Origin of the sequence: Castellaniella sp. MT123 (assembly GCF_039614765.1) — a bacterium.
Lineage (GTDB): Bacteria > Pseudomonadota > Gammaproteobacteria > Burkholderiales > Burkholderiaceae_B > Castellaniella.
Genome location: NZ_CP154879.1, coordinates 2655012 through 2668803 on the forward strand (window position 1 = coordinate 2655012; position 13792 = coordinate 2668803).

Annotated in this window: 12 protein-coding genes; 7 read left to right on the top strand and 5 right to left on the bottom strand. The window is 63.1% G+C overall.

The genetic code is table 11. From position 1 onward, the window contains the following. Positions 1 to 41: 41 nt before the first annotated feature. The 3 genes from ABCV34_RS12535 to ABCV34_RS12545 are packed head-to-tail and all read right to left on the bottom strand — an operon-like array spanning position 42 to position 3458. Positions 42 to 455, bottom strand: a complete 414-nt coding sequence (locus ABCV34_RS12535; protein WP_345796543.1) for a DUF1850 domain-containing protein — start codon at positions 453 to 455, stop codon at positions 42 to 44. Beyond that, positions 455 to 2479 carry a TRAP transporter permease gene (locus ABCV34_RS12540; RefSeq protein ID WP_345796544.1) on the bottom strand — a complete coding sequence of 675 codons (2025 nt, stop codon included), beginning with the start codon at positions 2477 to 2479 and terminating at the stop codon, positions 455 to 457. Before ABCV34_RS12540 ends, ABCV34_RS12535 begins: the two co-directional genes overlap by 1 nt. Positions 2480 to 2501: 22 nt before the next feature. Next, positions 2502 to 3458 (bottom strand): TAXI family TRAP transporter solute-binding subunit, encoded by a 957-nt coding sequence (locus tag ABCV34_RS12545; protein WP_345796545.1) that lies wholly within the window; start codon positions 3456 to 3458, stop codon positions 2502 to 2504. Positions 3459 to 3549: 91 nt separating this feature from the next. On the opposite strand from ABCV34_RS12545, the gene thpR reads away from it, so the two are divergent. From thpR to ABCV34_RS12560, 3 genes are read left to right on the top strand one after another with little or no spacing between them, the layout of a single operon-like run. Further along, entirely contained in the window at positions 3550 to 4107 is a 558-nt protein-coding gene (gene thpR, locus ABCV34_RS12550; protein ID WP_345796546.1) for an RNA 2',3'-cyclic phosphodiesterase, read from the top strand. A gap of 22 nt (positions 4108 to 4129) precedes the next feature. After that, complete coding sequence (locus tag ABCV34_RS12555; protein WP_345796547.1) at positions 4130 to 5563, top strand: chloride channel protein; 1434 nt, start codon at positions 4130 to 4132, stop codon at positions 5561 to 5563. Further along, positions 5547 to 7394, top strand: a complete 1848-nt coding sequence (locus tag ABCV34_RS12560; protein WP_345796548.1) for a sodium:proton antiporter — start codon at positions 5547 to 5549, stop codon at positions 7392 to 7394. The genes ABCV34_RS12555 and ABCV34_RS12560 overlap by 17 nt, the downstream gene beginning before the upstream one ends. A 69-nt stretch (positions 7395 to 7463) precedes the next feature. Here the strand turns inward: ABCV34_RS12560 and ABCV34_RS12565 are convergent, their stop codons facing one another. Both ABCV34_RS12565 and ABCV34_RS12570 read right to left on the bottom strand, forming a co-directional pair. Next, complete coding sequence (locus ABCV34_RS12565) at positions 7464 to 7931, bottom strand: carboxypeptidase-like regulatory domain-containing protein (protein ID WP_345796549.1); 468 nt, start codon at positions 7929 to 7931, stop codon at positions 7464 to 7466. 59 nt (positions 7932 to 7990) lie between these two features. Continuing rightward, positions 7991 to 9019, bottom strand: coding sequence for a hypothetical protein (locus tag ABCV34_RS12570; protein ID WP_345796550.1), 1029 nt, complete (start codon positions 9017 to 9019; stop codon positions 7991 to 7993). 201 nt (positions 9020 to 9220) lie between these two features. Here ABCV34_RS12570 and ABCV34_RS12575 point away from each other — a divergent pair, with 201 nt between their 5' ends. From ABCV34_RS12575 to ABCV34_RS12590, 4 genes are all read left to right on the top strand, one after another. Beyond that, on the top strand, positions 9221 to 9772 hold the full coding sequence (locus ABCV34_RS12575; RefSeq protein WP_345796551.1) for a phosphatase PAP2 family protein: 552 nt from the start codon (positions 9221 to 9223) through the stop codon (positions 9770 to 9772). Positions 9773 to 9792: 20 nt separating this feature from the next. Beyond that, a complete protein-coding gene (locus ABCV34_RS12580) occupies positions 9793 to 11982 on the top strand; it encodes an LssY C-terminal domain-containing protein (protein ID WP_345796552.1) in 2190 nt (729 codons plus the stop codon). 133 nt (positions 11983 to 12115) lie between these two features. Further along, entirely contained in the window at positions 12116 to 12538 is a 423-nt protein-coding gene (locus ABCV34_RS12585) for a helix-turn-helix domain-containing protein (RefSeq protein ID WP_345796553.1), read from the top strand. After that, complete coding sequence (locus ABCV34_RS12590) at positions 12535 to 13149, top strand: PIN domain-containing protein (RefSeq protein WP_345796554.1); 615 nt, start codon at positions 12535 to 12537, stop codon at positions 13147 to 13149. Before ABCV34_RS12585 ends, ABCV34_RS12590 begins: the two co-directional genes overlap by 4 nt. Positions 13150 to 13792 lie beyond the last annotated feature (643 nt).

Consider the following 13792-nt stretch of genomic DNA (forward strand, 5'->3'; position numbering starts at 1 on the left):
TCCACGCACGGTGTCGGCATTTGGTCTGGTGCCGATGCGGGTCAGGGGGCGGTGCAGGGCGCCAGCAGCGTCACGTCTCCGTCGGTCGGCATGATGCCGCGCAGCGGTTCGCAGCTGCCCCCGACGCACCAGTCGTAGTCGGCGGTGTAGGGTGAGCGGGTCAGCCGCAGGATCCGCAGGGGCCCGGTATGCGGCTGGTATTCGTACCAGCCGTCGGCATGGTGCACCGCGTCGGGCGGTGGGTCCATGCCGGCGCCCGACCCCAGGATCCGGGCATGGCCCGGGATCAGGACCGGTTGATTCGCGGCATCCCGTTCGATCCGGTAGTCTTCTTCCCAGCGGATCTTTTCGATGGAATGCGTCCAGGCCAGCGTGAAGGCCCGGACGGGCACGAAGCGCGGCGGCACCCGGGGCGCCGCCGCCAGCGTCAGGCACACGCCCAGCGCGCCCAGCATCAGGCCGCCTGAGCCCGGGTGGGCGGCACGCGGCGGCTGCGCGTCAGATGCCAGATCAGGAATATTGCGGTGGCCGCGAAGCCCAGTTCGTCGGTCATCGGCACAGCGGCGACCAGCAGGGCGGCGGCCAGCACGACATAGACGCGTTCATAGGCGTTCAGACGGGTTTTCAGGAAGCCCGTGATGCCCGCCGCCCACAGCGTGATGGCCAGCAGCGCCTTGAAGACGATGTAGGCCACGTCCCAGAGGCTGCCGCCCTGCAGCATCAATGCCGGGGAGTAGACGGCCATGTAGGGCACGACGAAGCCGGCAGCGGCCACCCGCAGCGCCTGGATGCTGATCTTCAGGCCGTTTTCCCGGGCGATCGGGGCGGCGGCAAAGGCCGCCAGCGCCACCGGCGGGGTCAGGTCCGCCATAATGCCGAAATAGAACACGAACATGTGCGAGATGATCAGCGGCACACCGAGCTTGAACAGGATCGGCGCGGCCAGCGAGCTGGTGATGATGTAGTTTGGGATCGTCGGGATGCCCATGCCCAGCACCAGGCAGGTGATCATGGTCAGGACCAGCGCCAGAAAGAGGTTGTTTTCCCCGATGGCGATGACCTGGCCGCCGAATTCGGCGGCCACACCGGTCAGATTGATGATGCCGATGATGACCCCCACCAGTGCGCAGGCGGCGGCCACCGACAGGGCATTGCGGGCCCCGTCCGCCAGGGAATTGACGGCCAGTTTCAGGGCGTCGCGCCCGTGTTGGCGAAACAGCAGGGCCAGCGCCAGAACGGCCACGATGACGAAGAAATCCGTCACGCCGAACTGGATGAAACCCGCGCAGGCGATGCCCAGCAGCAGCCAGAACACATAGCGCAGAATCATCGGGCGCGCGCCCTGGATGATGGCCGCGCCGAAGATCAGGATCACCGTCAGGCCCAGGCCGATGGTTCCCGAAAAGAGCGGCGTATAGCCCGAGAACAGCAGCACCACCAGGCCGATCAGCGGCAGCAGCAGGTACCAGCTCTTGCGCACGGCGGCCCAGGGGTCGGGGCAGTCTTCCTTGGCCAGGCCATGCAGGCCACGCCGGCCGGCTTCCAGGTGCACGGTCAGGAACGCGGTGGCGAAATACAGGATCGCCGGGATGATGGCGGCCTTGACGACATCGACATAGGGGATGTTCAGGGTTTCGGCCATGATGAAGGCTACGGCCCCCATGACCGGCGGCATGATCTGCCCGCCCATGCTGGATGTGGCCTCGACCCCGCCGGCGAAGGCCGACGAATAGCCGAAGCGTTTCATCAGCGGGATGGTGAACTGGCCGGTGGTGACGACGTTGGCCACGCCGGAACCGTTGATCGTCCCCATCAGGCCCGAACTGACGACCGAGACCTTCGCGGGGCCTCCGCGGGAATGCCCCACCAGCCCCATGGAAAAGTCGCTGAAGAGTTGGATCATGCCGGCCTGTTCCAGGAATGCGCCGAACAGGATGAACAGGAAAATGTAGGTAGACGACACGTAGGTTGGGGTGCCGTAGATGCCCTCGACCCCGAAGCCGAGCGTGCCGACGATCTGATCCAGGCCGAACCCGCGGTGCATGAAGGGGCCCGGAATGTACTGGCCGAACAGGCCGTAGGCCAGGAACAGCCCGCAGATGATCGGCAGTGCCCAGCCCATCATGCGACGGGTGGCTTCAAAGACCAGAATGAGGGTCAGGATGCCGACCACCATGTCGGCATCGGTCATCTGGCCGGCGCGCGCGGTGAGGTCGGCTTCGTAGACCCAGTGGTACAGGCTGAGCCCGAAGCCCAGGATCCCCAGTACCCAGCCGATGATCGCACGTGGGCTGCCCTGGCGGCCGGAATACAGCGAGAAGACCATCAGCAGCACGAAGCCGACGTGAATGGCGCGGATGACCTGGCTGGACAGGGGGCTGTAGGCGGCTGTCCAGATCTGGAAGCAGGAAAAAATGACTGCGATCCAGAAGACGCTGCGCGGCATCGGCTGGTCGGCGAGATCGTGAGCAGAACTCATGTGTTGGGTTCCAAAGCATTGATTATTTGATCAGGCCGACTTCCTTGTAGTAGCGTTCGGCGCCCGGGTGGACCGGCACGGGCATGCCCTTCAGGGCGTTGGCCAGCTCGATGGTCTTCGCGGCGTTGTGCGCGGACTTCAGCGTGTCCAGCTGTTCGTAGAAGGTCTTGGTCATCTGGTAGACCAGATCGTCAGGTACGCCTTCGGCCGTGACCAGGAAGTTCGGCACGGCGACGGTGGGGGTGTCGGCCGTCATGCCTTCATAGGTGTTGGCGGGGATCGACGCCGGCTGGTAGGCCGGGTTGTTGATCTTGGCGACAATGTCCTGGGAGATGGGCACGACGACGATCTTCACCGAAGTTGCCAGGTCGCGGATGGACGATACGCCCAGGCCGGCCGACTGCAGGGTGACGTCCAGCTGGCGGTTTTTCATCAGCTCGACCGATTCGCCGAAGGGCAGGTATTCGACCTTGGCGAAATCGGCGTAGGTCAGGCCGGCGGCCTTGAGTACGGCGCGGGCGTTCAGTTCAGTCCCGGAACGCGCGGCGCCCACGGAAATGCGCTTGCCCTTCAGGTCGGCCAGGGTCTTGATGCCGGAATCGGCATTGGCCACGATCTGGATGTAGTTGTTGTAGGTGGCCGTCATGCCGCGCAGTTTCTTCAGCGGGGTCTTGAAGCCGGCTTCCGCGTTGCCGGTGTAGGCGTCGGACACGGTATCGGCCAGGGCGAAGGCCAGTTCACCGCGGCCGGCCTGCAGCAGGTTCATGTTCTCGGCCGAGGCCTTGGTTACCTGGGCCGTGGATTTCGCGTCGGGGATGTTCTTGTTGTAGAGCTGGGACAGCGCGACACCCATCGGGTAGTACACGCCGCTTTGGCCACCGGTCAGGATGTTGATGAATTTGGTGTCCGCGTGGGCGGGGACCGTGGCGATGGCAGCGGCCGCCATGGCGGCGGTGGCCAGCCATTTTGTAATATTCACGATGAGCTTCCTCTCTGATCAGGTAGGGTTCAATATCGCATGGTACCAGTGCACCCCGGTCCTTAAACTTAGGAATCACCCTGGAAAACGGATGGAATTCCAACGCTTGTTTTTCGCGCTATGGCCGGATGCCGATGTCGTCGGTGCCCTGACCCGATGGGCAAGGACGGCGCATGCCCTGTGCGGCGGGCGCATCATGCGCCCCGATACCCTGCATCTCACGCTGGCGTTCCTGGGGAATGTGCCGACGGATCGGGTGCCGGACGTCCAGGCCATCCTGCGCGAAGTCCAATGGTCGGGCGGCTCTCTGACGTTGGACCGCTATGGCCGCTTTCGGGGGCCCCGGATCGTCTGGGCGGGACCTTCCACGCCGGTGCCCTGGCTGGATGTGTTGCAGCGAGGGCTCTGGCAGGCCCTGGCGCGTCAGGATTTCACCCCGCCCGACGAGCCCTTTCGCCCCCATGTCTCCTTGCTGCGCCGCGCGGGTCCGGGGGATCTGGCGCGCCTGCCGATGCCCGAGCCGATCCTGTGGGTTCCGCGTCGTTGCGTGCTGGTCGCTTCCACGCCCCGTGAAACCGGGTCGTATTATCGGGAACTGGCGTCCTGTCCCGTGACTGGCGCGTCCGACCGGCAAGACGATACCGATTGAAACCCTACAGTGACCGCATTCCATGAGACTACCCTCCGCACCGCGCATCGACCTGCTGGAACCCGCCATCATGCTGGCCACGGTCGTGCAGTGGCTGGTCCTGGCTTCTTTGGTCGGGCTCGTGGTGGGCGTCGGGACCAGCGCGTTCCTGCATGCCCTGTTCACCATGACCGGTCGCACGCAGGCGGTGCCGCATTGGGCCTACTGGGGCATGCTGCCCCTGGCCGGCCTGGTCAACGGCCTGCTCATGACCTACGGCTACCGGGCGCTGGGCACACCGGGGCTGAAGGATTCCATCTTTGCCGCCGTGCATGAACAGGGCGGCCGGATGCCCTGGCGCACGCTGCTCATCAAGCCTGTCGCGGCCATCGTCACGCTGGCCAGTGGTGGGTCCGCCGGCAAGGAAGGGCCCTGCTCGCATCTGGGGGCGTCGCTGGCCGCCATCATTGGCCGCGTGTTCCGGCTGAATGCCGAACTGCGCCAGCGCATCGTCGCCTGCGGGGTCAGCGCCGGCTTTGCCAGTGTGTTCGGCACCCCGATCGCCGGCGCCATTTACGGTGTCGAAATGCTGGTCATCGGCCGGATCCGGCACGATTTCCTGTTTCCGGCCCTGATCGCCGGCATGACCTCGTTTCAGGTCAGCAAGGCGCTGGGCATTCCCTATCAGTACTACGCGATTCCCACGCTGCCCGGGTTTTCCGAATCCCTGTTCCTGCGCACGGTCCTGATCGGCATGCTGTGCGGCGTGGTGGCCCGGATCTTCGTGGATCTGATCTACGCGGTGCGCAATGCCTTTCAACGGCTGCAGGTCCGCTACCAGCTCTGGCCGCCCCTGATGCCACTCCTGGGCGGGCTGCTGCTGGCGGTACTGATCACTGTCATTCCGACCGACTATCTGGGCCTGAGCCTGCCGCTCATGGACCGCGCCCTGCAGGGTGATTTCATGCCCTATCTGGGGTTCTTGTGGAAAGCGCTGCTGGTGGCCGTGACGCTGGGATCGGGGTTTTATGGCGGCATCGTCACGCCGCAATTCGTGATCGGCGCCGTGGCGGGCAATGCGTTCGCCCATCTGTTCGGCATCAGCCCGACGCTCGGGGCGGCCGTGGGGCTGGTGTCGGTGGTCGCGGCGGCCTCGAACACGCCATTGGCCGCGATCCTGATGGGGGTGGAGCTGTTCGGCGGCGTTGTCGGCACCGTCTATGTGTCGGGCGCCGCCATCGCGGCGTACCTGATCATCGGCCATCGCAGCGTGTATCCCGATCAACGTCTGGGGCACGCGAAATCGTCCTGGATGCGGGTTCGCACCGATGTTCCCGTCGGCCAGGAAAAGACGCATCTGTCCTACGGCCTGCTCAAGAGCTGGCAACAGGCGCGGGCGCAGGGCTGGCGGGCCTGGGGACGGGCCTGGTGGCTTGCGGTGCGACACCGGAAGAATGCGCATGACGACGAGTCCTGAGCTCCTGCTGGCCGGCATCGGCGTCGTGGCCATGGCCGCGCAGTGGCTGGCGTGGCGGCTGCGCGTTCCGGCCATTCTCTTCCTGCTGCTGGCGGGCATCGCCGTCGGGCCGGTGGCGGGTTTGTTGAATCCGGACGCCCTGTTTGGCGATTTGCTGTTTCCGATCGTCTCCCTCTCCGTGGCCGTGATCCTTTTCGAAGGCAGCCTGACGCTGGAGTTTCACCAGACCCGCGGTCTGGAACGGGTCGTGCGCCGCCTGGTGACGGGTGGCCTGCTGATCGCGTGGTGCGTGTCGACCGTCGCAGTGCACGTGTTCCTGGGGTTTCCCTGGGATCTCGCGGTGCTGTTTGGTGCGATCACGGCCGTGACGGGGCCGACCGTGATCGCACCGCTGCTCAAGACCGTGAAACCCGTCGCGCCGGTCGCTCATGCCCTGCGCTGGGAAGGCATCCTGATCGACCCGATCGGCGCAATCCTGGCGGTACTGGCCTATGACCTCATGGCCGCTTTGCGCGCGCATCACACCTGGGTGCACGCCTTATGGGATTTCGGGGCGACCGTGGCCACCGGCCTGGGCATCGGCCTCGTGGCCGGCTGGCTGCTGGAAGTCTTGCTGCGCCGACGCTGGATCCCGGATTCGCTGCTCAATCTGTCGGTGCTGGCGTCGGTCTTTGCCGCCTTTTCCCTGGCCAACCACGGTCAGCACGAGTCCGGCCTGCTGGCCGTGACGGTGATGGGGATCTGGCTGGCCAACCGTCCGGGAATTCCTGTGCACGATATTCTGGAATTCAAGGAAGTACTCAGCCAGATCCTGTTGTCCGCCTTATTCATTCTGCTGGCTGCCCGGGTCGCGCCTGATCGTCTGTTCGGGCTGGGTTGGCCAGCGCTGGCGGTCCTGGCGGTCATGTTGTGGGTGGGGCGGCCGCTGAAGGTTCTGTTTGCCACCTGGGGCTCGGCGCTGAACTGGCGCGAGCGGGCCTTGCTCGCCTGGATCGCCCCGCGTGGGATCGTGGCCGCGGCAGTGTCGGCCCTGTTCGCTCTGCGCCTGGAGGCGCTGCGGGTGCCCGGGGCGGACCGTCTGCTGCCGATGACCTTCCTGGTCATCATCGGCACCGTGATCTGGCAGAGCCTGACCGCGCGGCCCGTGGCCCGTTTGCTGAAATGCGCCGAACCGGACCGCGTGGGCTTTCTGATTTCCGGGGCCAACCCGGTGGCCCGCGCCATTGGCCTGGCGCTGCATGAACAGGGTGTCCCCGTCAGACTGTGCGATAGCGACTGGTACAGCCTGTCCAAGGCCCGGATGCTGGGGCTGCCCACCTATCATGGCAGCCCCGTGTCCGAGCATGCGCAGCGCAACCTGGACACGAGCGGCCTGGGGCGGTTGCTGGCCCTGGGGACGCGCGATCACGTCAATCAGCTGATCATGGTGCGCGGCCGGGATGATTTCGGCAAGGACAAGGTCTTCAGCCTGCCGCTCTCGCAGGACGGCGACATCGCGGAAAAGCACGCGCTGGATCCGGAATATCGCGGACGCACCCTGTTCGCGGCCGGGATGGGGTACTGGACCTTGTCGGCTTTGTTGATGGCCGGTGCGCAGATCAAGGCCACCCGCTTGTCGGAGTCCTTCGACTTTGCGCAATATCGCAGCGGCGAATCCGGTCGATCCGTCATTCCGCTCTTTGCGGTGACGCCGAAGGGCTATGCCATGCCTTTCACCCTGGACCAGGAACTGAGCCCGGAAACCGGCTGGACCATCATCGGATTGCATTCCGAGGGCGCGTCCGGTGGAGATGTCGGCGGGGTGAATCCCGCCGCGACGCGGGAACCGTGACCCCAATGAAAGCCGGCCGGCGGTTTCCAGGGAAACGGCCGGCCGACGGGGGAATCCCGTATCGGGGACTTACTTTTTCGTCATCTTGCGGTGCCACGAGAACACCAGATGCTCGGATCCCTTGCGGCCGATGTCTACATTGCGCGTCTGGGTTTCGTTCTGGTAAGTCGCCTTGACCTGATATTTGCCCGCCGGCAGCCTGGCCAGCAGATAGGGGCCCTGGGCCGTCGTGTCCAGCACGTCCTTGCCATGCCCGTCGCGAACGGCCACCTTCACGTTGGCGACGTAATCGCCTTTGCCTTGCTCCATCTGGTCGAAGGTGATTGCCAGCGGGAACTTGGACATCGATTCCTTGAAGGACGTGGATTCGTCGATGCCGATGCCGCCGCTGACATATTCCACGTTGCCCTGATGCTGCATGGGCGGCAGGGCGGCCCAGGCGGGGGAAAGGAAACCGGCGCCCGCCAGCACCAGACCGGCCAGCGCGAAATTCCGCGCGACATGGAGCTCGAGATGATTGGAAGATTTGAGTTGCATGATGCGGTACTCCTGGAAATGACCCTGATTCGGGCGCCCGATACGCGGTCGCTCATCCCTCAGCGGAAGCGGCCCTCACCCCGATGCTCCGGGCGTGAGTCGCCGCTTCGTTCCTCACGCGCCGGGGCCTCGCCGCGTGGCCTGTATTCCTGTTGCCTGACCTCGGGCTGCCGGTCTTGACGTTGAGCTGGCCTGACGTCGCGTTCCCTGAACTGGCCGCGTGGCGGTTCGGGTGCTCGGGACTGGGGTTCGGGTGCCCGCGGCTGCGGTGCGAAGCCGGGGCGGGGGCCTCGGTCTTGCTGCATGCGTTCTTGTGGCATGCGCTCCTGCTGCGGCCGGTCCTGCTGCATCCGGCCTTGTGGTGGCCGATCCAGTGGCGCCCTGCCTTCAGTCGGCGTCATGCCCTGACGCGGGCCGCGATCCATCGGCGGTAGTGTCTGGTGGCGCTGAGACGCATAGTTGCGCTGCTCGGGCGTGGGGCGCGATTCGATACCGCCTCGGCCGCCGTTGTAGCTGGCCCGGTTGGTGTGCACGTTGTCGATGACGGTCTTGTCGACGTAGACGTTGTGGATGTTCGTCACGTTGATGTTGTTGACCGCGCGGTTGTAATAGAAATGGCGGTCATGCCAGTAGCCACCGACGTAACCGATGCCGAAATAGCCGAAGCCGTAGTTGATGCCGCCGTAGAAGCCGACCCGGGGTCCCCAGTAGCCGGCATGCCAGTAATACAGTCCATCCTCCCAGCCCCACCAGCCCGGTGTCCACAGCATGCCGACTGTGGGGGGCATCAGCCAGGTGCCGTTGACCCAGTAATAGCCGTTCGGGCCCCAGGCCCAGTACCCCGGCGTCCAGATGTATCCGGGGCCGGGCGCGACGGGCTGGGCATAGACCGGCAGTGCCGGCGGCGCGATGCCGATCCCCACGCCGATCCTGACATCGGCATTTGCGATCACGGGAAGGGTCAAGCCGGGGATGGCGGCCAAGGCCGCCATGAGCGCGAGTCTTGTCAGGCGGTGATGTCCCTTCCCGGTATTGGACCGATCGGAAATGGACCGATCGGAAACGAGGGTGATCCTGGTGCTGTCCATGATGGCTCCCCGCGCAAAGCGGATGAATCTATGACAATACGGTCGCGGGATAGTTCCTTGGGGACTGCCGGATCGAGGCATCGAGCCCCTGAGCTTCCCGACGGCACCGGTTTTCCGGGTGGTAATATTTTGAGGCTTGTTTGCTGCCCGGGGCCGTAATGACCAGTATCGCGATTTCGAAACCCCGATCGAGGATCAATCATGTACGAGCTTGACGCTGCAATCACACACGCCATCAACAGCCTTGCCGGAGCAAGCGCCGCCGTCGATTTTCTGATGATCTGGGCCTCGGCCATCGGCGTGCCGCTCCTCGTGCTCGCGGTCGCAGGGCAATGGTGGCAGCGCAATGCGCGCACACAGACCCGTCATGTCCTGATTGCCACAGGATTCTCTTTCCTGGCCGGCCTCGCTCTGAACCAGCTGATCCTGCTGTTCGTGCACCGGATGCGCCCATACGACGCCGGCTTGACACACCTGATCGTGGCGCCGAGTATGGACTTTTCGTTCCCCTCGGATCACGCAACCGCGGTTTTTGCCATCGCTGCCGCTTTCCTGTTGCACGGCTTTCACCGCCGCGGCCTGGTTTTTCTCGCGGCGGCCTTGTTGATCGCATTCTCCCGGGTGTACATCGGGACCCATTACTTCAGCGATGTGCTGGGCGGTGCAGCCACCGGCGTTATCGCTGCCATCCTCGTGCGCATTCTGTATCGCGAAGGCTCGAAGCTCGACCGCCTGCTCACCAGCATCTGGTAATCATCCCGCGAGGGGTTCCTTTGATCGAGAAATTCTTCAGCGCCATCCTGCCATCCATCCAGCACTTCCATATGCTGGGTTATTGGGCGGCCTTCCTGGCCGCTCTGCTGGAGACGGCGCTTGTCGTCGGGCTGTTTCTGCCCGGCTCGACGCTGTTGCTGCTGTTGGGGGCTTGGGCGGCCGGCAGCTACCTGGACTTCGGTGATCTGTTGTGGTTCGCCATTGCCGGCGCTGTCCTTGGCGATAATTTCAATTACTGGCTGGGAGAGCGTTACGGTCAGAAATGGACGCGCAGTGGCGTCTGGTTTCTGACCCCCGGCCATTTCGAGCAGGTCCACCGCTTTTTTGACCGGCATGGCGCCAAGAGCGTTTTTCTGGGGCGCTTCATCCCGAGCGTCAAGGAAATCGCGCCATTCGTCGCCGGTACCGTGCAAATGAGGTATCGCACGTTCCTTTTCTGGAACTTCCTGGGGGCGATCGGGTGGGGGCTGCAGTGGGTGGGCGGCGGCTATCTGTTCGGACAGTCGCTCAAGGTTGCGCAAACGTGGATGTCGCGGGCCGGGATGGTGGTGGTGGCCGTGCTGGTCGCATGGGTGCTGCTTTGGCTCTTGCAGCGCTTTGTCGTGCGCAAGGGGCGCGATGCATGGCGGGTGACGGTTTCGCTCATGCGTTCGATCAAAGAGGCTCTGGGTCGCAATGCCTACATACGGCGGTGGGTGCGTCGGCATCCGGCCGGCATCCGCTTCCTCGCGGGTCGTATCGATCGCACGCATTTTCAGGGCCTGCCGCTGACGGTTCTCGTCCTGGCGTTTACCTATGTTCTGGCCTTGTTCGCCGGCATCGTCGAGGACGTTGTCACCTCGGACCCGATTGTCGCGATTGATCACGCCACGGCCCAACTGGTTGCCACTTTTCGCGCGCCGGTGGCCATTCCTCCGTTCGTGTGGATAACCGATTTGGGCCAGCTGCCGGTGGTCGGGGTGCTGTTGCTGATCGGGGCGCTACTGCTCTGGCTCGTGAACCGGAAGTACGCGGTTGTGGGTTTGCTGGTCTCCAGCCTGGGAGCGGTGGCTTTCAGCTCTCTGGGTAAGCTGGCCTTCGAGCGGCCACGGCCGACCGAGGCCGTCCTGCTTGAAACTTCCTATTCGTTTCCGAGCGGGCACGCGACCATTGCCGTCGCCTTTTACGGTTTCGTGGGCTATCTGCTGATCCGCTCCGCAGCCCGGTGGAAGACGCGGGTCCACCTGTTCTTCTCGACGGTTGCACTGGTGTTCCTGATCGGCCTCAGCCGCATCATGCTCGGCGCACACTTTTTGAGCGACGTCTGGGCGGGTTACCTGGTTGGCGCACTTTGGCTGATTGTGGGCATCAGCCTGACGGAATGGCTCAGTGTCGGCGGGCGAATGGATTGGGATGCGCCGGCCGAACGCAGCCGAAAAGCGGCGGCCTTCGGCCTGGTCGCGATCGCGGTTGCCGGGTTTGTCGCCTATGCCGCCACCCGCACGCTGCCAGCCCCGGTTTCCGCCCCGGAAACCATCATCCACGTCGATCAGCCTTTGGACGACATACTGCGTGCACAGAAACTGACGAGCACATCGTCTCTGTTTGGCGCGTCCGATCAGCCGCTCTCGTTTGCCATCGCCACGTCAGGCGCGGATGCATTGTCCGCTCTTCTGCGCCGGGCAGGCTGGCTCCCCGCCGATAGGCCGGATCTGAACAGCCTGCTGCGCCTGGCACGACAGGGTCTGGACTACACCACGGCACCGCTCGCGCTGGCGCTCTGGAACAACCGTATCAACGATCTCGCTTTCGAACGCCTGATTCAGAACGCGCAGGGCAAGGCCGTCGTCACCGTCAGACTCTGGCAAACGCCTTTCCGTGTCGGTGAGCAACAGATCTTCGTGGGGGTGACGCGGACGTACGACGGCATCCGCTGGGGCATTTTGCACACAGTCTCGCCCGATGTGGATGCGGCAGCCGAACGATTCGTCGAATCGCTCAAGCAGTCCGGGCAGCCATTGAGTCTCTGCCAACGCGCGTTGATCGCTCCGATGACGGGCTCGTATCCGCTGGGCGACCGTTTCTTCACACGGGGGCAGCTATGGCTGCTCGATCCGGGTGGCGGCGCCGATGCCGCGGGTCTTTGTCGCGCTCACGGGGCGGGGATTGCTCTACTGCTGAAGCATGAGCAACCCCAGAGACAAGATTGATTTTCGTGTATTTCGAGTATTTCGCGAATGTGCTACCATGAGACGCATGACTACCGCTCACCGCTCTGCCGCTAAGCCGCGCACCGCTCCGACCACCAATCGGCCCGCTGCCCGCACCAGGAAAACCGCGTCAATGCCACCATTGGTGGCGCTGTCGTTCTCTGTGGAACCTTTTATGTCCGTCGTGCAGCGCCACGTCAAACTTAGCAAGAAAGCACGTGATGCCATTACTCATGACCTGGCCGAGGTGTTGGGGCACACCAATGTGCAGTTGATCACGGACAAGGGGACGGTAGACCACCACCTCACCCCGGCAGTGGGTGAAGCTGATTCTGTACTGACAACAGAAGAGGCAGCCCAACTGGTCAACGTCAGCCGCCCCTACATGGTGAAGCTGATCGACACCGGCGTCATCGCGCTGCACCAAAAAGTGGGGAACCAACGCCGGGTGCTGCGTAGCGTGGTCCTGCAATGGCAGTCCAAAGAGCGCGCACGCCAGGCGCAGGCGCTCAAGAGCCTCTCTGAGGGGCTGAGCGAGGAAATTTTCGCATCGTGAGCATCCCTGTTGTCGCCGACGCCGATGTGCTGTTTCCCGCGACGACACGCGGCCTGCTCATCTACCTGGACTACCAAGGGCTGCTTGCCCTGCATTGGTCGCCCCTGATCCTGGATGAAGTCAGCCGGGCGCTGGTTGAAACCGGACGCAAAAAGACCCTGGCCGAAGCCAAGATCAACGAAAACCGCATGAAGAACGCGCTACCCAACGCACTGGTGGCGACAAAAAGCGTTCAGGCCCGATTCAAAGCCGTGGAACCTGCCGTCCACTCCGCCAAAGACATCCACGTCGCGGCATGTGCCTACCACTTGGTTGCCACGAAGGCCTATCCCGATCACTCGACGGTCACCCTGACATCGCGCAACGTCAAAGACTTCAAGAAAGGCGCGTTGACCAAGTTGGGCATCACGTTACAGAAACCGGATGATTTCCTCGACGCGCTGTGCGCTTCGCATCCGTCCGAAGTGATGGCAGCATTCCACCGATTCCGTCTGGACATCACCATACAACCCAAGCCGGAAATCTTGCTGAAACGCCTGGAGCAAGACGGACAGGTTAAAACAGCAAAGAGGCTCTTGGAACTGCTTCAGCAGAAGGCAAAGAAACAGTAGTCCACGGCTGTTCCTGGCCATTTTCAACCACGTACATCTTCCGTGAATGCAGGATGTTGTATGACTGCATTACACATAGCATAGCGAGTACGTGGATATGCCTACAGCCTACCCCATCCATGGATTTGCATTGATCGAATTGGCTTACATAGCGGTTGCATGGACAAAGAAAACAAAAGGCCAGCCCATTCGGGCTGACCTAAGTATTTGAATTCATTGGTGCCGGCTAGAGGAATCGAACCCCCGACCTTCTCATTACAAGGCATTATATGCACTTGTATGATGTTGCCTTATAAAGGCAATAAAAACAACAACTTAGAAAGTCGGGTGTTGCCCTCTGTTTCAACAGCTGTTGCTCTTCTGAAGATAAATCTATGGTGCCGGTTGTCGGATTCGAACTGACGACCTCCCGCTTACCTTACCACTACGACTTTCGTCGCCTGACGTTTGTGGTCTGGACTATCCCTTGACCGTAGCTTTCGCCTTAGGCCCCCTCCGTCTAGTCTCTACACCTTCTTGCTATGCAAGCTTGGCTCGGGATTGGCTTTGCCTAAAAGGCTTTAGCGTTCCCCGAATTTGAAGGGTTCTACTTCCGCCGTTTCCAACGGAGCACTCGTACATAATCAAGGCGGATGCTCTACCA